The organism is Chryseobacterium sp. UF-290 (assembly GCF_058245615.1).
This window is the reverse complement of the sequence record NZ_JBSICB010000006.1, coordinates 207678-230862: the sequence shown is the minus strand read 5'-3', so window position 1 is coordinate 230862 and position 23185 is coordinate 207678. Positions and strand designations below refer to the sequence as shown.

Genomic DNA, 23185 nt, shown 5'->3' with positions numbered 1-23185 from the left:
TTACTTCAGCCTGAAGCTGATACAGCTGATTTTAAATCAGAATCCAATCAGCAGTTTCTAACTTCTAATGTCTAATGTCTAATTTCTAATTGCTACATATTCATAAACTCCCCTTTGTAGAAGGCAGACTGTAATTAGCATCCGATTGGTTGACAGCCATTTTCATCGCTTTTGCAAATGCTTTGAAAACAGATTCTATTTTGTGGTGCTCGTTATCCCCTTCTGCTTTGATATTCAGATTGGATTTTGAGGAGTCTGTAAAAGATTTAAAGAAGTGGAAGAACATTTCTGTAGGCACATCACCGATTTTCTCTCTTTTAAATTCAGCATCCCAAACCAGCCACGGCCTGCCCCCGAAATCGATGGCGACCTGAGACAGACAGTCATCCATTGGAAGCAGAAAACCATATCTTTCAATTCCTTTTTTCTTTCCTAAAGCCTTTATAACAGCTTCTCCCAGCACAATCCCCGCATCTTCTATCGTGTGGTGCTCATCTACCGCAAGGTCACCATTCACTTTTACGGTAAGATCCATATTTCCGTGTCTGGCGATCTGATCAAGCATATGGTCAAAGAAATGAAGCCCTGTTGAAATTTCAGATTTCCCGCTTCCGTCAATATTCACTTCAATCGAGATTTCTGTTTCATTGGTCTTTCTGTATACTTTTGCCTTCCTCATTCCGCTCTTTAAAAACTGATAAATCTCTGCCCATGATGTTGTGGTAAACTCTGCTTTTTCATTAAAGTTTTTATTTAGAAAAATAGATTTAGCACCCATGTTTTTAGCCAATTGAACATCTGTAATTCTATCACCAATTACATAAGAATTTTCAAGATCATAATTCCCGTAAATATATTTTGCCAGCATGCCGACCCCGGGTTTGCGTGTTGGCAGATTTTCATGTTCAAAGCTTTTATCAATTAAAATATCACTGAAGATGATGCCTTCATTTTCGAAGGCTTTCAGCATCTTTTCGTGAGGCTTAATGAAATCTTCAAAAGGCAAGCTTTCCGTTCCCAGTCCATCCTGATTGGTCACCATCACCAATTCATAATCAAGCTCGCCGGCAATCTTTGAAAGATTTTGAAAGACTCCCGGATAGAACTCCAGCTTTTCCAGCGAATCCACCTGAAAATCTGTAGAAGGTTCGATGATCAATGTTCCGTCCCGGTCTATAAAAAGGACTTTTTTCATATTGACAGGCTTTTTAAAAGATTAATAAGTTTTTCATTTTCCTGCCGGTTTCCTATATTGATTCTGATGCATCCCTGGATCGCAGGGTCTCTTCGGCTTGTCAGAATTTCCTTTTCCAGCATCTTTCCATATACCTGTTCCACATCTTTCATTTTAATTAAAAAGAAGTTGGCATCCGTCGGAAAGACTTTTTCAATACAATCAATATCTTTAAACTGTTCCTGGAGCCATATTCTTTCTGTGAGGATACGGTTTACGTTTTCTTTAAGTTTATTTTCGTCATCCAGAGTCTTCAGGATCAGTTCCTGGCTCAATACATTCACATTATAAGGAGCTTTTACAGTGTTGATCAGAGTGATGATCTCTTCAGAGGAATAAGCGGTACCTACTCGTGCGCCTGCAATTCCCCAGGCTTTGGAAAATGTCTGAAGAACAATCAGGTTCGGATATTGATCCAGCAGCTCCAGACTTGATCTTTTCCCGGAGAATTCAATATAGGCTTCATCTACGACAACAATTCCGTTAAAATTCTGAAGATAAAATTCAATATCCTCTATACTATTCCCTGTTGGGTTATTGGGAGAGCATAGAAAGAAAACCTTTACAGATCCATCTTTTACATTATTTAAAAAATCATCTTTTACAATACCAAAATTCTCATCCAGATGAAGCTGTACAACTTTATTTTCATTGATGGCAGCATAAAAACCATACATGGCAAAGGAAGGATTCATCATCAGGATGGAATCTTTTTTAGGTTCGCAGAAAATTTTAATGATCAGATCAATAAGTTCGTCACTGCCATTTCCTATAGCAATCTGTGATGGTAATATATTTTTAAGTTCGGCTAATCTGTTTTTAAGCTTTTTCTGTGTAGAGTCCGGATAGCGGTTGCATTCCCCGAAAGGGCTTTCATTGGCATCCAAAAATACCGGAGCACTGAATTCATTATGATCCCTGAAGCTTATATAAGGCTGTAGTTTTAAAATATTTTCTCTTACTAAGGTATTGATCGTATTGTTTTTCATTGTATTATTTTAATCGTATTGATACTGCGTTTTTGTGGGCAAACAGGCCTTCTGCCTCTGCCATTGTTTCTATTGTTTTTCCTAAATTCCGAAGGCCGTCTTTTGAAAGGTGCTGAAACGTAATCTTTTTTACAAAGCTGTCCAGAGACACTCCGCTATAATTCTTTGCATAGGCATTGGTAGGCAGCGTGTGATTGGTTCCGCTGGCATAGTCTCCGGCACTCTCGCAGGAGTAATTTCCCAGAAAAACAGAACCGGCGTTCCGGATCAGCTGAATATATTCCTCAAAATCTTTTATTGCCAGAATAAGGTGCTCCGGGGCGTAAAGATTGCTGAACCCAAGAGCTTCTTCAAGAGTTTCTATCAGAATGAACGAGCTGTTTTCCAATGCGGATTCTGCAATTTCATTCCTTGGTAAATCTCTGACTTGCTGTCCAACAGCCTCGATCGTCTCATTAAAGACTTTAATATCCGTTGTGATGAAAATTACCTGACTGTCATTACCGTGCTCTGCCTGTGAAAGAAGATCTGCTGCGCAGAATTCAGGAACAGCCTGTTTATCTGCGATCACAAGGACTTCGCTCGGACCTGCCGGCATATCGATAGCCACTCCATAGCGCTGGGCATATTCTTTGGCAGCTACCACAAACTGATTTCCGGGTCCAAAGATCTTATTTACTGCCGGAATACTTGCTGTTCCCAAGGTCATTGCTGCAACCGCCTGTGCTCCTCCGGTTTTATAAATCGCAGAAACTCCGCAGAGCTTCGCCGCATATAAAATAGCCGGATTGACATTCCCATCCTTATCCGGCGGTGTACAAAGAATGATTTCTTTACATCCTGCCAGGTTCGCAGGTACAGCCAGCATCAACACCGTTGAGAATAATGGAGCTGTTCCTCCCGGAATATAAATACCCACCTTTTCTACTGCCCGGTTTTCTCTCCAGCAAATAACTCCTTTTGTGGTTTCAATCTTTTGGATTTCTGTACGCTGTGATTCATGAAATCTGGCAATATTTTCTTTTGCCTGCCGGATCGCTTTTTTCAGATCAGCTTTTATCTGGTTTTCAGCAGATTCAATCTCAGTTTCAGACACAACAATGCTTTTTGTTTCTGCGTTATCGAATTTCTTGTTGAATGCTATCAAAGCTTTATCTCCGTTCTTTTCAACTTTTGCAAAAATATCTCTGATAAGGCCTGAAATCTCTTCCTGTTTGAAAACCGGTCGCTTTACCAGGTCAGCCCATGTTTCTTTCTTCGGATATCTGTATATTTTCATTTGTATTATTTTTTCTTAGTGCAGGACAATTTTTCTTAAACCATTAAGGTTCCTTTAAGTCTTTATAAGTGATTAAGGATCATGAAAATCATAGGATTCTATTTCTTCAACAATATTCTTTATCCACTCTTGATCTATCCTTTGATCAGTACCTAATTTTTCTTAATTTCTTAATTTCTTAATTTCTTAATTTCTTAATTTCTTAATTTCTTAATTTCTTTTACACATTTATTATTCTTTGTCACCCGTTAAATTATTTTTAAATGACCATTTTATCAATGGGGATGATTAAAATATCCTGGGCTCCGTTTTCTTTGAGTTCATCAATAACTTCCCAGAACCTTTCTTCATCGATGACGGAATGAATACTGCTCCAGTCCTTTTCTGCCAATGGAATAACTGTTGGGCTTTTCAGTACCGGAAGAACATCAGCTACCTTTTGAATGTTATCGTTGGGAACATTCATCAGAATATATTTTGAGTTCTTCGCTTTTAAAACGGCTTTGATCCTGAACAGAAATTTTTCGAGAATGGTTGCTTTTTCCGGAGAAAGCTGAGGCGTTTGAGCAAGCACCGCTTCTGACTTCAGTAATGTAACCGTTTCTCTTAATCCGTTTTTAAATAAAGTACTTCCCGAGCTTACAATATCACAGATTCCGTCTGCCAGTCCGATATTGGGGGCTATTTCCACAGAGCCGGAAATGACATGAATATCTGATGTGATTCCTTTTTTGTCCAGAAAATTTTTAAGGGTATTCGGATAAGAAGTGGCAATTTTTTTGCCTTGAAAATAAGCAGGATCGTCGGTTTCAACTTCCTTGGGAACAGCGATGGAAACACGGCATTTTGAAAATCCAAGCTTCTCTATGATCTGAATGTTTTTTTGTTTTTCAATCAAAAGATTTTCGCCTACGATGGCAACATCCACGACTCCGTCTTCAAGATATTGCGGGATATCGGAATTCCGGAGATACATAATTTCCATAGGAAAGTTGTCTACAGAAACTTTAAGCTGGTCTTTTCCGTTGTTGACAAATATTCCGCAGTCTTTGAGAAGCTGTAAGGATTCTTCGTAAAGCCGGCCGCTTTTTTGGATCGCAATTTTTAATTTACTCATTTCGTATTTTTTGGGTCCGAGTAAATAAAAAACTGATCTGTTGAAGATTTCTAAGGAGAATTCAGAAAACAAAAAAACCGTCTATTTACTCAGACGGTTTTAATTATTTTTGATTTTAGCACAAACATATATCAATCAATTCCGCCTAACAGAGATGATGATGATAATGATGTAATGCTAAAAATATTGGTTTCATTGTATTGAATTATGATGCAAATGTAGGATTTATTTTTAATATTCAAAGTTTTTTCAGATAATTTTTTGATAAAGGTCCATCAATTCTTTTGCGATCGGTTCATCATTGAACTTCTGAACAAACTCAAAACCCTTTTCTGCACGGCGTTTTCTTTCGGATTCATTTTCCCATAGAAATCTGATCTTTGCTCTGATATCAAGATCATTATCCGGGGCGATATACACGGAGTCATTTCCTCCCGCCTCAGGCAGGCAGCTTGTATTGCTTGTCACCACCACGGTACTCGAAAAAAGAGCTTCAATAATGGGAATTCCGAAACCTTCAAAGAAGCTTGGGTAGACAAAAATATCGGCCAGCTTATAGATCACGGCCAGCTCATCCATAGAAACCCCTTCCAGAAATACAACCTGCTTTTCCATCTTATTTTTTTTAAGATAGCTTGCAATTTTCTGATAATATTTCGTCTTTCTTCCTACAACAACCAATGGAATTTCTGTTCCGTTAATCGATTTTACAACATTCAAAAGATTTTTCCGGTCTTCGATGGTTCCCACATTCAGGATGAATCTTTCAGGAAGCTTGTACTTATCTTTCGTTGCCGCCATAAGTTCGGGAGCCTGCTGTTCTTTAAATGCATGATGGCATCCCTGATAGATCACCTCGATCTTGCTTTCAGGAACATGTAAATATTGAATGATATCTCTTTTGGTCTGCTCTGAGATTGCAATGATCTTATCTGCCAGCTCAGCCGCCTTTTTAAACTTCCAGAAGTGTATTTTTCTGTCAAAGAAAGAATAATACTGCGGATATCTTATAAAGATCAGATCATGAATCGTAACGACCTTTTTAATCGGTGTTTTATTCCATTTTAAAGGTAATTCTCCTGACAGGCCATGAAAAATATCGGCTCCCTGTTTCTGGGCATCCTTCCCCATTTTAAACTGACGGGAGAAGTTTCCTTTTGAGGTTTGGACAAACTTCACATTGGGATGTGCAAGAATATCCTTTCCGCGCTCAGATCTGTTCTTATTGAGCAGCAGGTATTCATGATCCGGTTCGTATTCAGAAAGAATTCTCACAAGATCCCTTGAATAGTTGCCCAGGCCGGACGTATTATGGAAAAAACGTTTTGCGTCAAAGGCAATTTTCATATGTATCTGTTTATTTTTATTATAAGGCTATATGCAATCATCATTTTTCACCCGTATTTTGTTGAGCAGGAAATGCCGCAGATGATGGTTTTATCGCTGTATCTGCTTTTGAAATTCCTGAAACGTACCAAATGTCTGGCCCTTCTCTTTCAGCCATCCCACCAATGAATCGAACCTTTCTACCATATCTTTTCCTGAATTCTTTACCGTAAAGCCGGGAAGCTTAAAGGCTGCATCCCTGATCTCCGCAAATTCCCACGGATGGAAATAAATATTGAGATATTTATCCTGTTTCAACGTATCGGAAGCCAGTTTTTTATAAAATGACAGAGGAAAGTTATGAAAGCTCAGCCAGAATAAAGGAATTCTGAAATTAGGAGACACTGATGCCGGAACCTGGATTACATTTCCTTCTTTGTAGTAGGTTCTTGATACTTTTAAATTATTATACCTTCCGGGTAAAAATGTAGGATTGATAGAGGAATTGTAGGAATATCCTGCCTTTTCAACCTCTTTTTCATCCACAGGCATCATTCTTGGCATTCTCAGTCCTGTTACTTTCGTGGAGAATAATTCTTCCAGTTTCTCCCGTGATTCTTTCAGATGTCTGTCTTCAAATTCTGAATGAAACCATGTATGGGAAGCCAGCTCATGCCCTTCCTTTAATAACCTTTCGATAAGGTGTTTACTGTTTTCTGCAAAGACTACCGTAGAAAAAAAAGTAGCTTTGGCGTTATGTTTTTTAAGGATATCCAGTATCCTTTCTAATCCGGTCTGCGAAATTGAAATTTGCTTTTCAAAGGGAATCTTACCCTTATATTCTAATGGCATATCAAATTCTTCAATGTCAAAACTCAATAAAACCATTCTAAAAATTTTTGTTTTTAATAATATAATTAGGTCTGTCTTTCACCTGTTTGAATATTTTGCCTAAATAAATTCCCATAATCCCCATAATAATCAGCTGCAGCCCTCCAAAGAAGACAATAGTCATAATCAATGAGGCCCAACCTGATATCTCTGTTTTTGCAATAAATGAATGAATGACATACACCCCATACCCGATAATGGAAATAGCGGAAAATAAAAACCCTAAATAAGCCGCCAGATAAAGGGGTTTCACACTGAAAGCTGTGATCCCTGTAAAGGCGAAGGTAAACATCTTTTTAAGATTATAGCTGCTTTGTCCATATAATCTTTCATGAGCCTTGAAGTCAATTCCGGTTTGCCTGAATCCCATCCAGCTTGTCAGCCCTCTCAAAAACAGATCATCTTCATTGAACGTTCGTATTACTTCCACAGCACTGGCATCCATCAACCTGAAATCTGATCCTCCCCCTTTCGTCAGATTAACATCTGATAAGCTTGATAACAGTTTATAGAAAAGATCGGATGTCTTTCTTTTGAAATAAGAAATTTCTTTGGGATAGGTCCTGATCGTAAAGACGATATCATAGCCCTCCTCCCATTTTTCTATCATCTCAGGAATCAGTTCAGGCGGATGCTGGAGATCTCCATCCATAGAAATGACAGCGTTTCCGTGGGCATTGTCCATTCCGGCTTTTACTGCAGGCTGATGTCCGAAGTTTCTTGAGAATTCAATGAATTTCACTTCTTCATACTGACTGGAAAGTTCTTCCAGTTTCTGCTGGGTATTGTCACGGCTGCCATCATTTACAAATATGATTTCAAAATCATAGTGATGCAGGCCATCAAAAACTTCTTTGATCTTCTGATGGATCATAGCAACGTTTCCTTCTTCGTTATAGGCAGGAATTACAATTGAAATTTTCTTCATATGCACTAATTCAGGCTGTAATTTTTCTCAAAATCTTTCGTTAAAAGTTCATACGTCACTCTCAACCAGATCACAATACAAGGTACTGCTTTTAATGAATATTTGATAATATAATTCTCTTTTACAAATTTTGGAAAAAGATCCGAAGTGGAAAAACAGGTGAAAATAATGACAAATACCAGTAATCCGGTGATGAGCGGCGTTCTTTCCTTCTGAAGGAAAAACCATATCAGTACTCCCACTACTGCAATGATGTAGGTTGGAGATTCTGAACTGGAGCTGAACAATACCAGAAACAGTAAAGTTGAAGCTAATATCATCAACTGGAAAGCATAATGCTTATATTGCTTTATTCTGATATATGGAAGCGCAAAAAGCGGTAATCCAAAGGCCAGGAAAACAAGATTGGAAATGGAAGCGTCGCCTAGAATTCTTCTGACAAACCCCATTAATGAGATATCCTGCATATTTCCCAATACCTGATTTTCATTGTTCTTCTCTACAATAGACTGAAACCAGTCCGAGTAACACTGGATCACAAATTCCGGACTTGAATAGGCCATTGGCAGGACAAAGAACAGAATGGCAATGGCAACTCCTGAAAGAATAAATTTACTCTTATTTTTAATAAAGAAAAACTGTGTAAGACCTACAATTCCATAGATCTTCACAAATATTCCTATTAAGATCGCTGTTACGGATTTTACTTCTTTTCTTTCATAGATATACACCGCAGACAATAGTAAAAGTCCTGTTAAAGCGACATTAAACTGCAAGCTCAAAGCCGCGGTAATGTATTCCTGAAGGCATAGCAGTCCGAAAACGGCTTTTTTAGCATCTGAAAACGGCAGTCTATAAACGCCATAGACGAAAATGAACGTATTGGCAATATTCCAAAGGGAAATTCCCAGCCAATCAGGCATCATCGCAAACGGAGCGATCAGCGCACTGAAAAAAACACCATAATGGTTCAGATCAAAATAAAGATCAGGATAGTGGATAAATAAGTTTTTCTGATGAATGGTATTAAAGAATACATTTTTAAAGATCAGATAATTATTGATCGCATAATCGCCTCTCAGATATTTGGAAATCGCTGTAACGACCGATATAATAAGATAAACCCCAAATATATATTTAGGGTTTAGCAATATTTTAAGAAATTTTTCTTTCAAAATGGGGTGGTATTAGCTTAAAAAATTAATCTTAAACAGCTACATTATTATCTCTCAATGCATCGTTCAGAGATGTTTTCTTATCTGTAGATTCTTTTCTCTGGCCAATGATCAACGCACATGGAACCTGATATTCTCCTGCAGGATACTGTTTTGTGTAGCTTCCGGGGATTACCACAGAACGTGCGGGAACTCTTCCTTTGATTTCAACAGGCTGATCTCCTGTCACATCAATAATTTTTGTAGACGCTGTAAGAACAACATTCGCTCCCAATACCGCTTCTTTTTCTACGTGAACTCCTTCTACCACAATACATCTTGAACCGATGAAGCAGTCGTCTTCAATGATTACCGGAGCCGCCTGTAATGGTTCCAGTACACCACCGATACCTACACCCCCACTCAGGTGAACGTTTTTACCGATCTGCGCACAACTTCCTACCGTAGCCCAGGTATCCACCATGGTTCCCGAATCTACATAAGCTCCGATGTTTACGTAAGACGGCATCATAATCACCCCTGAAGCTACGAATGAGCCTTCTCTTGCGATAGCATGAGGTACCACTCTTACTCCTTTTTCCGCATAATTTTTCTTTAAAGGAATCTTGTCATGAAATTCAAATGGTCCTACTTCAATAGTTTCCATCTTCTGGATCGGGAAATACATTACGACCGCTTTCTTTACCCATTCATTGACCTGCCATCCGTTTTCCGTAGGTTCAGCTACACGAAGTTCTCCTGAATCTAATAAAGATACCACTTCTCTGATCGCTTTCTGGCTGTCTTCATTTTGTAATAGGTCTCTATTATCCCAAATGTTTTCAATAGTTTGTTGTAACGACATGTTTCTTATTTAAATTAGTTTGAAAAATTATACCGGCCAAAGATACAAAAAAGTTCAGCAAAACGGCTTTTAACGTTATGCTTTTAATAAAGGCTTATCATGTCATCCAACCCTCTTTTTACAAACAAGACAGATTCGTTCATGCTCTTTTATCTGATGTTTCTCTTCAAGTTGTATTTCTGTATCTGCATTAAATGCAAACGTACTGTTCTTCACCGGAATACTAAGGTTGTTTTATAAAACCCTTTGGGCGTGAAGATATGCTTTGTTCCAGTATTTTTCATTCAGAGAGGAAATAATGACTCCTTTGGATGTTGAGGCGTGAATGAATTTCACTTCTCCATCAGGCCCGATATCATGAACGATACCCACATGTGACACCCTGCTTCCTCCTGCCGTAGCAAAAAAAAGCAAATCGCCCGGTTTCACGTCCCTGATATCAATATTCTTTCCTGTTTCAGCCTGGTCAGAAGATCTTCTCGGAAGGTTAAAATCATTTTCTCCAAAAACTTTCACCGTAAATCCGGAACAATCAAATCCTGATGATGTGTTTCCTCCAAATCTGTAAGGGGTTCCAAGGTATTTTTCAGCATCCTTCAGAATATCACTGACAGATCTTGGTACTTTACCGTCAAATTTAGAATCCAGCTTTCGGAGGTTTTCAGATTTCGCTACCGTTTTGGTTCCTGATCTCTTGCTGGCAGAAGCATTTTTGGAAGAGCCGCAGGAAACCACAAAAGCAGATGCAATCAGTAAAACAGACAGCTTTCTGATGCTTATTTTCTTTTCAAATAATAATCCCGATCCCATATTCATCTGATTTATACTTCATTACTAATACTTCACAAAGATACATTTTATATTTTAATTATAGTAGAACTATACTACAACTATATTATAAATATATGTTAAAATTTTGTTTTCATTCATTTATTAGTATATTTGAAGCCAATTTGATATTATGGCAACCTATGAAAGTCTGATCAGGATCACCGGTGCTGTGGGTGACCTTGTATTTTATAATCTGAACGGAAAAAATGTAGTCCGGAAGAAAAGCGGATTCAATAAAACGGCTTTTAAAAAGAATCCGTCTTATGAGAAGGTACGGCAAAACAGTTCGGAATTCGGGCATTGTTCCAAAATAGGAAAAGCGATAAGAAGCAGTTTGGACGCCTACATTAAAGCAGCAGGAGATCCCCTCCTCTACCAGAAGTTTGCAAAACTGATGACTGAAATAAAAGATCTGGATTTGGTTTCCGGAAGAGGGAAACGAAATGTGGAGAACGGATTAAAAACGGAAGAAGGGAAGCAGCTTCTCAGAGCGTTTCAATTTGGTGAAAAGAAGAATATCGCTGACAGCATTAAAGTTCAGGGGCATAGATTATGTATGAACGGTAGTTATAGAGCGGATAAGGCTGTTATCCTAACGATAAAACTGAACTCTGAAAATTATATTACAGAATATGCTGAAGAAACAGTTTCCTTGGGTCAGCACCAGGAAATAGCTTTTAAGAAATATTTTTCAGAGCAGGACTTTCTGCTCTATTTTATTGCACTGAAGAATGAAGATGATGAAATAACCCATATGGGTTTCGTATAAATAAAAAGTCTGCATGATGACATGCAGACTTTTTATTTATTTCTTTTCTCCTTTCCATGATCCTGATAATGCAGGGGTAGGAATTGAATTGGACCAGCTTCCGCTTCCTTTTTTATCGGTGTCCAGCTTTCCTTTAAAATCTCCTTCTGACGGAAGTCCTACTCTTGCATTGAGGTCTCCTGTCTCACTTAAATTTCCGGAAATATTATAATTTTCATCGGTAACATCGGAATGCATGGTTCCTACCACCTTGCCATTGGTATCTACCACGATATTCCAGACTCCATTATCACTCCCGTCATACGTACCAGACCATGTTCCTACATAATCATAAATGGTATCGTCATCTGAGCTGCAACCGATAAATAAAAACGCCGTTAATAAAAGTAAAAAAAATTTCTTCATAGTTTCAGTAGTTTATATCCTAAAAGTTCCTGTTATTATTCTCTCTTGCATGATGATATTTCATAGCTGAAACTTATGCTGCAGAGAAATAATGTTTAATATTTATTATTTTTTGTTCCGTGCAAATCTACTAATTTTTTATTCAAATTATCTGAATTTTAATCAGTCTCCAATATGTTTGTTAAAAAACAACCTATTCCGGCTAAAATACAAATATTTTTCAAACAAATTTCAGATGTATAAATTCCAAGTTATTTTGAGAAAATATAGGTGTGTTTAAATTTAATTGCTAATCATTTCGTCTAATTAATTTAACACTTTGTTTTTTTATTTTCCCGCTGATTTTGCCGATTCAGCAGATCATTATTCGTAAATCAAATCAGCGAAATTTGCAAAATCAGCGAGAAATAATATTTTAATACAAATTTAAACAGGCTCATAGATTTAAAATTTACCTTAATTAATTCAATTTTATTTTAAAATTACTTTACTTTTCATTTTAAACAAATTTTTATTCCCATTTATAAGATATTTCTTAACTTAGTGAAAAAATAAACCTATTCAAATTATAAACATGAAAACAAAGACATTCTTTTTGTCCATACTTGTATCTTATGGGAGTTTAAGCGCTCAGGTAGGAATCAACACGACCGCTCCTACTCAAACTTTAGATGTAAATGGACTGGTAAGGGTAAGAGGACTTTCAAATCCTGAAAATAAAATCGTTGCTGCTGATGCCCATGGAGTTCTGATGCTGATCTCTCCTGAAGAGATTTTTGCTCCGAAAGCTTTATTAAACACTTCCATGTCCTCCACCGAACAAAGATTCACGGTATATGAAGGAAAATGCTTTCAACCCGGAGACAATGCCTCTTCCTGTACTGTTTCTTTAAATCATTATACATCCTGTGCAGGGTTTACCAATCCTGTAGACACACAAGTCGTAGTGGGACAAGGAATTAATACAGGTAACGGACAATTCTTAGGTTCATGGACCGCCCGGTATATTGATAATAAAGGATTTTCAAATACTTCCGCTGTTGCCAACCAAACAGCACCGGATTATCCCAGAATTTCCTATCCAGCTGCTAATTCTGCAAATTATTTAGGAAGCGGAAATTTTAACGGACAATGCAATACGGATCTGGTAACGACTATTAACCAGACAACCGGAGATATAAAAATAGAATCTGTAAAGAGAAGCATGTATGCGCATCTTGTATATCTGCTCAGCATCGCTCGGTCAAGAAGCTTATAATATTATACCATATCTGATTTCATAAGAAACGGCCACAATGATGATTGTGGCTGTTTTTTCAATATTTTCCCTATTTTCATCTTTCCAGATAATTTTATAAGGTCTTATATTCCTTTTTTGTACATTTACTTTAAAGTATGGCAGCTATATCAGTTTTAAATATATAAAAATCAGGAAAAAGATATTTTTATTGTCTGATATCTCATTTTAACGTTTGAAATAGCTGATACCCTTCGGATTATTCACTCAATACAACAGCTTCAGATGACAACCAGAAAAGAAAGCTCAACCAATTATGACAATGAAATTTACTGGAAAAACAATTGTGGCCTGTCAGTCACCCTGTCGATGATAGGAGGACGATGGAAAATTAATATCCTCGCCTATCTTTTAAACCATCAGAAGTTAAGGTATTCTGAGCTTAAGGAAAAGCTCACCGGAATTTCTGAACGGATACTCAGCGCAAAGTTAAAAGAGCTTGAAAATGACAGCCTGATAGAAAAGATTGAATATGCCGGATTCCCTCCAAAAGTAGAATACTCCCTTACTGAAAAAGGATATTCCCTAAAAGAAATATTCGATCTGATGGACCGTTGGGGGGATCAACCGGAACGTAAAAGGTTTAGTAAATGAAATTGTTCTGAACTCAGCTTTTATATAATATTTTTGCCACGAATGCACAAATTATCAGTACACTCGTGGCAAGAATAAAATCGGGAGGTTATTTTTAAGATTCTACCCCACAATAATCCTAAAGTTCTTGTCTAATACAAGCAAAACAACAGAAATAATGCACATTATTAAAGAGTTATAATAATGATTATATTCCTGATGTGCCATATGAGAAGTAAACGCACCTATCGCAAAAGGAAATAAATATAATGCGGCGATATTTCTGAACTGAGGTTTAAACAGTCCTGTTACCAGCAGCAGCACTCCCAGTAATTCCAATACTCCGATAAGAATCGTCCAGGCTGTATTAAATCCCAGAGATCTCATGCTTTCCATCATAGAAGGTTTCTGGAATACCTTGAATAAGGAAGCGTATCCAAAAACATACAAATAATAGGCATAGCTTATCCAGTAAATAACGGTTTTGATAATTTCCATTTCTTTTTTTTACAAATTTCACAAAAAATTTACTTTTTTTTGTTTACTTACTAAATTGTAGGGAAAGGGAATTTTGGAAGTCCTGGTGTATCTGAGGATAGTGATAAATTTTTGAATGCAGAATTGTAATTTTTTAATCTGTATTCAAAATATCATACTGACAGACCGTTGTCATTAGTCTTATCTAATTTTACTTCTGCAATGGAAAGACAAACTGTACATATAAATACAAAAACAGAATGGAGACAATGGCTGGAGCACCATCATCAGACCGAACAGTCCGTATGGCTTGTCTGCAACACCAAAAAATCCAATTTACCTACGGTGCACTGGAGTGAGCTGGTAGATGAAGCACTTTGCTTTGGATGGATCGACAGCACAAAAAAAACGGTTGATGAATGTTCTTTTAAGCAATTGTTCAGTAAACGTAAACCCAATAGTACCTGGTCAAAGATCAACAAAGAAAAAGTTCAAAAACTTATAGAAAATAATCTAATGACTTCAGCCGGTTATAAAACCATTACAATTGCCCAGCAAAATGGTTCGTGGTCTGTCTTAGATAGTGTTGAAGAACTGATAATCCCTGAAGACCTGGATGAAGCCTTTAGAATGTATAAGGGAGCAAAGGAGTATTTTTCAGGACTGAGCAAATCTGCAAAAAAAATGATCCTGCAGTGGATTGTATTGGCCAAACGTCCGGAAACCCGAAAGAAGCGGATTGATGAAATAGCTGAACAGGCAGCACAACAAAAGAAACCCAGACAGTTGCAATAGCTGGAATACCAATAAAAAAGGCTGTAATATTTTGAATTACAACCTTTTATTTTCAAGTGGAGAATACGGGATTCGAACCCGTGACCTTTTGACTGCCAGTCAAACGCGCTAGCCAACTGCGCCAATCCCCCATTTCTTCATCAATTTTGAAGCGGTACAAAAGTAAGTATTTAAATGATATGCACAAATATTTTATTTGATTTTTCTTTGAATTAATTAAATATTAAGATCCAGGATCAGCAAGCAGCCGGTCAAATGGGCACTATATGTTTGTACTCTCCATTAATTTCAGTTGAGCTTATCTGTATTTCAGCTGTCCAAACAGGTAAGGATAAGGATGAGATTTTTTCTTTTGTTCGGTTTTTACGGATCAGCCCCAATTCATTTGATTTGAAAATTTGGGTCTTACTCCCATCATAGCATTTCGTTATTCCTTCTTTAATATAAAAGAAAGTATGCTCAGAAATAAAGTATTCTCCGGAAATTTTCTGGTTTACAAAATCAGATGTGCGCACCTAATTGTATTTCATCCAAGCCGAAGTCACTTAGATTTCTTCCCACCCGTTATTCTGCGGATCATATTTGGCAAACTCCCCGGTATCCGTCAATTCCGAGGCCATCATACCGGTTTCAAAAATTGAATTCCCACTCCAGCTGGCATTAAAATAAAGACCATTGGGTGTTAACAGCACACTTCCGTAATCTTCATCCTGATGATTGAAATGGAGCCCATAATGATCTTCCCGGGTCAGGTAATATTTATATTGTAAAAGTCTTTCTTTTAGCTGTTGAAATTGCTGACCCGTAAAGGCAACCAGATTCTCTTCATTGTCAAAAAAATCTTCGCGATTTAATTTTTGTTCCTGTTCCCTGGTCTCAGTTCTGAATATTTGAATATTGTAGCTCATCTCTAATCTTTGAAAATTAAATAATCATTAGGTATAATAGCCATTCTGACAATGAAAATCCAACTCTCATTCCGGATATTTTACATTCCTAAATTACATAAAAGTTCTCTAAAAGACTGAGAACATTCAAAATAAATCAAGAATTTGATGGAAATATCTATTTTGAATTTTTAAGCTGCAGTGCTCTCTGGTAAAAAGACTGATTCGCAATTTTCTCCTCAACTTCATCAATAGCTTTCAGCAGGTTGTTTTCATTGTCTGCAATATCGCCTAAAACAGCTGACATGAGCTCCCAGACGGGTTTCATATTTTCTATAAGTTCCCCGCCTTTTGAAGTAAGCATGAATAATCTTTTGCGTTCGTCCTGTTTATCTTTTCCCCATTGTATCAGCCCCTGCTTCTCAAGCTCTTTGAGCAGGGTGATGGTGGAAGGATGGGTATAACCAATCTCATTGGCAATTTCTACAACGCTGGCTACCTTTTTCTGGTAAATCGTAAAAATTACAGGAAACCATTTTAGCTCAAAGTCTATCCCGAATGCTTTATAAATCAAAGCCCCGTCTTTTCTCAACTGCTCGCTGAGACGGTGCAGCCTTGTGGATATAGCGAGAATTCCTGCTTCGTTGATCACATTCATATTCAGTCAATTTTTAAATGGTAAAAAATGTCATCAGCACTCATTAATGGAAAAAGATCCGGAAGTTTTCCTTTTTCGATCTCAGTAAAATGATTCCGCTCATAAAAGCGCTGAGCCGCTTTCAATACTGATACGGTACCCAAATATAGGTCATCAATTCCGTTTTCACGGCAGAAGGAAATTAAAATTTCAAGTAAAATTTGTGCAATATTCAGTTCTTTTCCTCTGAACTCTTTCTTTACAAACATTTTTCTGATGGCCCCTGCCGTTTTATCGAATTTAACCAAAGCAATGGAACCCACCAATTCTCCATCTACAAAAGCGCCCCAGAAGTTACCTCCTTTCTCCTGGTAAAAACTTTCGATCTGCATCAGGTCCGGCTGGTCATGAACAGTAATAGGGATGTTAAATTCTTTCTGCTGAATGTTCAGAATCAGTTCAATGACCTGTTCTGAATAGGTGTTGTCTAAAGGTTGGATTTGTAGTTTCATCAGTTTTATCTTTTATAGTATTAAGAGATTTAGAGATTATGAAATTCTATTTTTAAGCTTTAAATATTGTATTCAATTATTAAAGTACAAAACTACGTAGTCAAATACATATTCACAAATGAAAATTCATTTTTATTAAAATTTTAACGGATATTAAAATGAGAGATTCTTCTTATCTATAATAGAAAAGATAGTATAAAACTGAAAATTATGATTGTATTATTAGTACTGCAAATTATAATAAACAGTCAGCATATTTAAAAGATATAAAAACACATAATTACGATTTTCAAGCTCCAAGAATTTCCCTATTCCAGCTTTTATCAATCGAAATAAAAAACGTGTACCATTACTGATACACGCTTATTATTATTTATACAATACCAACTTATTTCCAGCCTCCGCCTAAAGCCTGGTAAAGCTCAACAGCCGCTTTCATTTTATTGTATTGTGCATTCGAAATGTTAAGTTCTGCGTTTAATGAATTTACACTTGCGTTCAACACTTCAAGGTAATTTGCCATCCCATAGTTAACAAGTTCCTGAGAATAATCTACTGACTTTTTATAAGCATCCAGCTCCTTTTGTTTTAATTCAATAAAAGAATCCTGAACGGAAAAAACCCTGATTGCGTCAGAAACTTCTTTTCCGGCAGTAAGAACTGTTTTCCTGAAGTTCAGATAAGCAGTTTCCTGATTGGCAAGACTCACGTCGTAGTTCGTTTGGATCTGTCTCTTGTTTAGAATAGGTTGTGCTAATCCTGCCACAACATTGGCAAATAATGAATTCACACTGAACAGGTGATCGATATCCACAGACTGCAGTCCTCCGGATCCTGTAAGCTTCAGGGTAGGATAAAACTGTGCTTTTGCAGAATTGGTCAACTCAAAAGCGTTCATTAAGTTGTACTCAGCTCTCATGACGTCCGGACGGTTTGCCAACAGCTGAGCCGGATATCCAAGTCTCAGATCGATCGGAAGCTTCTGACCTTCCAATGTCGACCTTTCAATCGTATGTGATGATTCACCCATTAGAAGGCTCATTGTATTTTCGAGCAACTGGATTTGGGTATCAATATCAATCAATAAAGATTTTGCATTGAAAACCAATGCTTCGCTTTGCTGTACGGCGACTTCTGTCAGTGTTCCGGCAGCTTTCAGCGCTTTCGTTGTCTCTAAATTTCTTTCTCGTACTGCAATGGTTTCTGTAATGATCTTTTTCTGGGCATCAAAGGTAAGCAGCTGATAATAAGCAGAGGCTATAGATGCCACAAGGCTGCTTTTTACAGCTTTATGTGCGGCAACGGTTCCTAAATAAGTGGCCAGCTGAGCTTTTTCCTGAGCTCTTAATTTTCCCCAGAGATCTGCTTCCCAACCAATGCTTGCCGTAATATCAAATTGATTAACATAACGTCTTTCTCCGATGATCTGACCAAACTGAGTATTGATAGATTGTGTCTGGAAAGTATAATTGGGACCGATAGAAAGTGTTGGCTGATAAGCTGCTTTACTTTGTTTCAGGTAAGCTTCTGCAGAATTAATGCTCTGCAAAGCAATTCTGATATCCAGATTATTGTCTAAAGCTTTTGAAATATGTCCCTGAAGCACCGGATCTGTAAAGATCTCCTTCCAGGAAATATTGGCAATGCTCGCGCTGTCTGAGGGAAGCATATCTGTACGGAAAAGCTTTTCGTCGACTGCGTTCTTCGGTCTTTCATACTCCTTTCTGGCCATACAGGAGGTAATGGCTCCCAGTATGACAGCTGAGAAAGTGATTCCTTTTATGATGTTTAATAAACTCTTCATTGTTTAAAATTAGAAGTTAGAAATGAGAGGTTAGAAGTTAGATTTTCAAATGAGATCTAACTTCCGGGCCTCAAATTTTTAATTTTACTCTGCTAAATTGATCTCTTCTTTCTTAAGAGGTTTAATCTTTTCCTGTATCGTTTCAAAGATCACAAACAGGACAGGAATCACGAAAAGACCCAGAATAGTACCGATCAATAATCCTATAGCAGCTCCGGTTGCGATCGATCTGTTACCTACCGCACCGATTCCATTCGCCAGAACTAATGGCAACAGACCAAAGATAAAGGCAAATGATGTCATCAGGATAGGTCTTAGCCTCGCTTTTGCAGCATTGATAGCCGACATCACGATCGTTTCTCCATGATGCCTTCTCTGAATGGCAAATTCGACAATAAGGATCGCATTTTTTGCCAGCAACCCGACAAGCATGATCAATGCGATCTGGAAATAAATATTATTTTCCAGCCCCATGATCTTCTGTCCGAAGTACGCTCCCATTACTCCTAAAGGAAGTGATATCACTACGATCAGCGGAAGGATATAACTTTCATATTGTGCTGAAAGGATAAAGTATACAAAGATCAGACTTAATGCGAAAATCAATAATGTTTGAGATCCGGAAGCTAATTCTTCTCTCGATAGTCCTGTAAACTCAACTGAATAGTTCTGGTTTAATGCCTCACCTGCAACCTGCTGTACTGCGGCAATCGCATCCCCGGAACTGAATCCGGCAGAGTTAGCTCCTGTAATCTTTACAGAGGTAAACAGGTTGTAACGGCTTACAGACTGTGGACCGTATGCTTTTTCCAACGTCACAAACTGTGAGATCGGAGACATGATCCCTGAACCCGTTCTTACATAGAGCTCATTCAGGTTGTCAATACTTTTTCTGTTATCAGGAAGAGCCTGTACCATTACCCTGAACTGTTTTCCATACTTGGTAAAGTCAGCGGTATAGATCCCCCCGATATATCCCTGCATCGTAGCAAGAATGTCACTTACGGAAACTCCAAGCTGCTTAGCCAATGGAACGTTGATATTCATCTGATATTGAGGATATTTTGTATTGAATGAAGTCTGGGCAAATTCAATTTCAGGTCTCTGCATCAGTTTACCAATAAATTCATTCGTTTTAGCGTCAAGGTCAGCATAGTCACCTCCTGATTTATCCAGCAATACCATTTCGAAACCGGCACTGCTACCAAACCCAGGTACACTTGGAGGTTGGAAGAATACTACTTTCGCATCCGGAACAGATCCTGCAATTCCGAATAGTCTTTTGGTAATATCTTCAGAGGTTTGTCCATCCGCTTTTCTGTCTTCAAACGGTTTCAACTTGACAAAGGCAAGACCGTTGTTACTACCATTTCCTGATAAGAAACCTCTACCTGTAGAAATCGTAACGTTTTGCACTCCCGGAACTTTCATTGCATTCGCCTGAAGTGTTTTCAGAACATTATAGGTTCTTTCCATGGAAGCTCCCGGAGGAAGCTGAACATCGGTAAAGATAATTCCCCTGTCTTCTGTAGGTACGAAACCTTTCTTCATCGTTCCGCTGGCCCAGTATAGGATTCCTCCCGTGATAGCGAAGATCAATAAGGTTACCCATTTGTGTCTCAGTAAGAACACAAACCCTCTTCCGTAACGCTCAGTTGTTGTTTTAAAAGCAATATTAAACTTATAGAAAAACTTCTGAAGGAAATTCAGGTTTTGATACTCCTTATGGTGTTCTGAATGCGGCTTTAAGAATAATGAACATAAAACCGGGCTCAATGTCAATGCATTGATCGCAGAAATTATGATCGCAACAATCAGTGTAATACCGAACTGCTGGTAGAATACCCCTGTAGGTCCTTTAATGAATGTTACCGGAATAAATACCGATGCCATTACCAAAGTAATAGAGATAATAGCTCCTGTGATCTCGTCCATTGCTTCTACCGTAGCTTTTTTCGCATCGGAAATACCGTGCTCCATTTTAGCATGGACGGCCTCGACGACCACAATCGCATCATCTACCACAATACCAATAGCCAGTACCAGAGCGAATAGGGTTAATAAGTTTAATGAATATCCGAATAGATTCAGGAAGAAGAACGCCCCCACAATAGATACCGGAACCGCAATGGCCGGAATCAGTGTAGACCTGAAATCCTGTAGGAAGATATATACGACAATAAATACAAGGATAAATGCTTCGATCAGGGTATGTACTACCTTTTCGATAGAAGCTTCCAGGAATTCATTGGTATCGAAGTTGAATGTATATTTCACTCCCTGTGGGAAAGTACTTTCCGCAGACTTCAGATAGTCCTTGATATTTTTAATGATCTCCTGTGCATTGGATCCCGGTGTCTGGAAGATCCCCATACTGATGGAAGGATTGTTTCCGTTTTCCCCGACCCCTGAGTAGGACTGTCCTGCCAGTTCTACCTTGGCAACATCTTTCAGCATAAGGTTTTGTCCATCTTGAAGAGCCTTGATAATGATATTGTCATACTGGCTCTTATCGTTGAATTTCCCTACGTATTTAATGATATATTCAAATGAACTACCGCTGTTTTGCCCGATAGAACCTGCTGCCGCTTCTCTACTCTGCTCATTGATCGCATTGGTAACATCTGTAGGTGTCACTCCATAAGCTGCCATCTTTGCAGGGTCCAGCCAGATCCTCATCGAGTAGTTTTTACCCCCGAAAACATTGGCATCCCCTACACCGTTGATCCTTTTCAGGTTAGGAATAACGTTGATATTCAGGAAATTTTGAAGATATACATCATCCAGATCTTTATTTTCAGAATAGAAAGACATATACATCAGGGCACTGGTCTGCTGCTTTTGCGTGACAACCCCTGAACGGGTAACTTCGGAAGGCAGCAAAGGGGTAGCCCTGGCCACACGGTTCTGTACGTTTACCGCTGCAATATCCGGGTCAATTCCCTGCTTAAAGAAGATCTGAATATTGGCAGACCCGTCATTTCCTGCAGAAGAAGTAATGTAATCCATTCCTTCCACCCCATTGATCTGTTCTTCCAAAGGAACTACAACACTTTTCATTACAGTCTCGGCATTGGCCCCTGTATAGTTCGCTGTAACACTTACCGTAGGAGGAGCAATGTCCGGATACTGTGTAACCGGTAACGAGATCAGCCCTAAAATACCGAGAATCACAATCAAAATTGAGATCACGGTAGATAAAACCGGTCTGTTAATAAAGTTTTTTATCATTAGAATTTCGGTTTTATTGATTGAACAAGACTATCCATTTTGATTGGTTTCGGCTTCACGGCAGTACCCGGTTTCAAACCTCCGATACCGGCTGCAATGACCGTTTCTCCTTTATTTATCCCTGATTTGATAAGAGCCATATTGTCAATTCTGTCGATGACATTGATCACAACGTTTTTGGCAGTATCTTTTTCCACCTTGTAAACGTAGACAATACCCTGCTGCTCATAAGTGGCGCTTTCAGGAACTACCAATACATTGTCATATCGTTGCGGGAACCTGATCGTTCCACTGTTACCGTTGCTCAAAAGCTTTTGAGCATTAGGGAATGCTACCCTGAACTGGATGGTACCTGTTGTAGGATCGATCTGACCCGTGATAGCCTCGATTCTTCCCTTTTCCGGGTAAAGACTGCCGTTGGCTAACTGTAATTCAACCATTGGAAGACTTTTGATCTTGTCAGGCATCGAGGAGCCCGGAACTTTTTCAAGAAAATCAAAATATTCCTTCTCATTCATTGAGAAGTAAGCAAAGATCTCTGATGTATCGGAAATCGTTGTTAAAGGGGTCTGATCGGTAGGTCCTACCAAACTCCCGACTTTTAAAGGAAGTTTTCCGATCACTCCGGAAATAGGAGCACGGATAATGGAATATTCAATATTGGCTTCTACTCCTTTATAATTGGCAACGGCCTGTCTTTTGGCTGCAGTTGCCTGCTGCAACTGAGCCTGAGCCTGGGCCAGATTAGCCTGGGCCGTTTGCAGCTGTACATTGCTGATAATATTTTTCTGAACCAAAGGTTTCAGCTTATTCACTTCGACCTGGGCTGCATTTACAGAAGCCTGAGCAGCTGCAATGCTGGATTCTGATGCTGCGATTCCGGCTTTGGAAGCAGCGGCATTTTCACTCAGAATATTAGTTTCCAGGCGGAACAAGGGCTGTCCTTTTGTTACATATTGTCCTTCATCTACCAATACCTGCGTGATATATCCCTGTATTTTTGCACGTACATCATTGTTTACCCTACCCTGGATGGTAGCCGGAAACGTCTGATAACCCACTATATTTTTTGACTCCACTGAAACTACAGGGTACGGCTTGGCACCATCCTGCTTCGGAGCTTCTTTTTTGCAGGCTGTAAGTGAAAGCGCTGCAATGGAAAGTATAACTAGCTTATTATTCAT

22 protein-coding genes and 1 tRNA gene are annotated in these 23185 nt (G+C 38.4%); 4 read left to right on the top strand and 19 right to left on the bottom strand.

What is annotated here, in order from left to right:
- Positions 1-100: 100 nt before the first annotated feature.
- The 10 genes from hisB to AC4IF5_RS09655 all read right to left on the bottom strand — a co-directional run bounded on the left by hisB (position 101) and on the right by AC4IF5_RS09655 (position 10593).
- Complete coding sequence (gene hisB / locus AC4IF5_RS09700) at positions 101-1195, bottom strand: bifunctional histidinol-phosphatase/imidazoleglycerol-phosphate dehydratase HisB (protein WP_490733976.1); 1095 nt, start codon at positions 1193-1195, stop codon at positions 101-103.
- The gene (gene hisC / locus AC4IF5_RS09695) at positions 1192-2223 is read right to left on the bottom strand and encodes a histidinol-phosphate transaminase (RefSeq protein ID WP_490733974.1); all 1032 of its coding nucleotides are present in this window, start codon (positions 2221-2223) and stop codon (positions 1192-1194) included. Before hisC ends, hisB begins: the two co-directional genes overlap by 4 nt.
- Before the next feature lie 4 nt (positions 2224-2227).
- Entirely contained in the window at positions 2228-3502 is a 1275-nt protein-coding gene (hisD, locus tag AC4IF5_RS09690; protein ID WP_490733972.1) for a histidinol dehydrogenase, read from the bottom strand.
- A gap of 259 nt (positions 3503-3761) precedes the next feature.
- A complete protein-coding gene (hisG, locus tag AC4IF5_RS09685) occupies positions 3762-4619 on the bottom strand; it encodes an ATP phosphoribosyltransferase (protein WP_490733971.1) in 858 nt (285 codons plus the stop codon).
- 249 nt (positions 4620-4868) lie between these two features.
- Positions 4869-5966: a glycosyltransferase family 4 protein gene (locus tag AC4IF5_RS09680; RefSeq protein WP_490733969.1), complete on the bottom strand. Its 1098-nt coding sequence runs from the start codon at positions 5964-5966 to the stop codon at positions 4869-4871.
- 90 nt (positions 5967-6056) lie between these two features.
- Complete coding sequence (locus AC4IF5_RS09675) at positions 6057-6833, bottom strand: polysaccharide deacetylase family protein (protein ID WP_490733967.1); 777 nt, start codon at positions 6831-6833, stop codon at positions 6057-6059.
- A 1-nt stretch (position 6834) separates the two neighbouring features.
- Positions 6835-7764, bottom strand: a complete 930-nt coding sequence (locus tag AC4IF5_RS09670) for a glycosyltransferase family 2 protein (RefSeq protein ID WP_490733965.1) — start codon at positions 7762-7764, stop codon at positions 6835-6837.
- A 5-nt stretch (positions 7765-7769) separates the two neighbouring features.
- A complete protein-coding gene (locus AC4IF5_RS09665; RefSeq protein ID WP_490733963.1) occupies positions 7770-8939 on the bottom strand; it encodes a glycosyltransferase family 87 protein in 1170 nt (389 codons plus the stop codon).
- Between the two features lie 31 nt (positions 8940-8970).
- Entirely contained in the window at positions 8971-9783 is an 813-nt protein-coding gene (locus tag AC4IF5_RS09660; protein ID WP_490733961.1) for a 2,3,4,5-tetrahydropyridine-2,6-dicarboxylate N-succinyltransferase, read from the bottom strand.
- Between the two features lie 234 nt (positions 9784-10017).
- Positions 10018-10593, bottom strand: coding sequence for a C40 family peptidase (locus AC4IF5_RS09655; protein WP_490733959.1), 576 nt, complete (start codon positions 10591-10593; stop codon positions 10018-10020).
- Between the two features lie 151 nt (positions 10594-10744).
- On the opposite strand from AC4IF5_RS09655, the gene AC4IF5_RS09650 reads away from it, so the two are divergent.
- Positions 10745-11383, top strand: coding sequence for a hypothetical protein (locus AC4IF5_RS09650; protein WP_490733957.1), 639 nt, complete (start codon positions 10745-10747; stop codon positions 11381-11383).
- Between the two features lie 36 nt (positions 11384-11419).
- Here AC4IF5_RS09650 and AC4IF5_RS09645 read toward each other — a convergent pair whose 3' ends face one another.
- Complete coding sequence (locus tag AC4IF5_RS09645; protein ID WP_490733955.1) at positions 11420-11788, bottom strand: hypothetical protein; 369 nt, start codon at positions 11786-11788, stop codon at positions 11420-11422.
- 574 nt (positions 11789-12362) lie between these two features.
- On the opposite strand from AC4IF5_RS09645, the gene AC4IF5_RS09640 reads away from it, so the two are divergent.
- Together AC4IF5_RS09640 and AC4IF5_RS09635 are read left to right on the top strand one after the other, a co-directional pair.
- Positions 12363-13046 (top strand): hypothetical protein, encoded by a 684-nt coding sequence (locus tag AC4IF5_RS09640; RefSeq protein WP_490733953.1) that lies wholly within the window; start codon positions 12363-12365, stop codon positions 13044-13046.
- A 264-nt stretch (positions 13047-13310) separates the two neighbouring features.
- A complete protein-coding gene (locus AC4IF5_RS09635; RefSeq protein ID WP_490733951.1) occupies positions 13311-13679 on the top strand; it encodes a winged helix-turn-helix transcriptional regulator in 369 nt (122 codons plus the stop codon).
- 102 nt (positions 13680-13781) lie between these two features.
- On the opposite strand, the gene AC4IF5_RS09630 is transcribed toward AC4IF5_RS09635, so the two are convergent.
- Positions 13782-14156 carry a DoxX family protein gene (locus tag AC4IF5_RS09630; protein WP_490733949.1) on the bottom strand — a complete coding sequence of 125 codons (375 nt, stop codon included), beginning with the start codon at positions 14154-14156 and terminating at the stop codon, positions 13782-13784.
- 201 nt (positions 14157-14357) lie between these two features.
- Between AC4IF5_RS09630 and AC4IF5_RS09625 the strand changes: the two genes are divergently transcribed.
- Positions 14358-14930, top strand: coding sequence for a YdeI/OmpD-associated family protein (locus AC4IF5_RS09625; RefSeq protein WP_490733947.1), 573 nt, complete (start codon positions 14358-14360; stop codon positions 14928-14930).
- 57 nt (positions 14931-14987) lie between these two features.
- Here the strand turns inward: AC4IF5_RS09625 and AC4IF5_RS09620 are convergent.
- From AC4IF5_RS09620 to AC4IF5_RS09590, 7 genes are all read right to left on the bottom strand, one after another.
- Positions 14988-15061: transfer RNA gene (locus AC4IF5_RS09620), tRNA-Ala, on the bottom strand.
- Between the two features lie 414 nt (positions 15062-15475).
- Complete coding sequence (locus tag AC4IF5_RS09615; protein WP_490733945.1) at positions 15476-15838, bottom strand: hypothetical protein; 363 nt, start codon at positions 15836-15838, stop codon at positions 15476-15478.
- 157 nt (positions 15839-15995) lie between these two features.
- Positions 15996-16475 carry a MarR family winged helix-turn-helix transcriptional regulator gene (locus tag AC4IF5_RS09610; RefSeq protein ID WP_490733943.1) on the bottom strand — a complete coding sequence of 160 codons (480 nt, stop codon included), beginning with the start codon at positions 16473-16475 and terminating at the stop codon, positions 15996-15998.
- Positions 16476-16477: 2 nt separating this feature from the next.
- On the bottom strand, positions 16478-16966 hold the full coding sequence (locus tag AC4IF5_RS09605; protein ID WP_490733941.1) for a GNAT family N-acetyltransferase: 489 nt from the start codon (positions 16964-16966) through the stop codon (positions 16478-16480).
- Positions 16967-17354: 388 nt separating this feature from the next.
- Complete coding sequence (locus AC4IF5_RS09600; protein WP_490733939.1) at positions 17355-18770, bottom strand: efflux transporter outer membrane subunit; 1416 nt, start codon at positions 18768-18770, stop codon at positions 17355-17357.
- Positions 18771-18854: 84 nt separating this feature from the next.
- Positions 18855-22001, bottom strand: coding sequence for an efflux RND transporter permease subunit (locus tag AC4IF5_RS09595; RefSeq protein WP_490733937.1), 3147 nt, complete (start codon positions 21999-22001; stop codon positions 18855-18857).
- Positions 22001-23185 (bottom strand): efflux RND transporter periplasmic adaptor subunit, encoded by a 1185-nt coding sequence (locus AC4IF5_RS09590; protein ID WP_490733935.1) that lies wholly within the window; start codon positions 23183-23185, stop codon positions 22001-22003. Before AC4IF5_RS09590 ends, AC4IF5_RS09595 begins: the two co-directional genes overlap by 1 nt.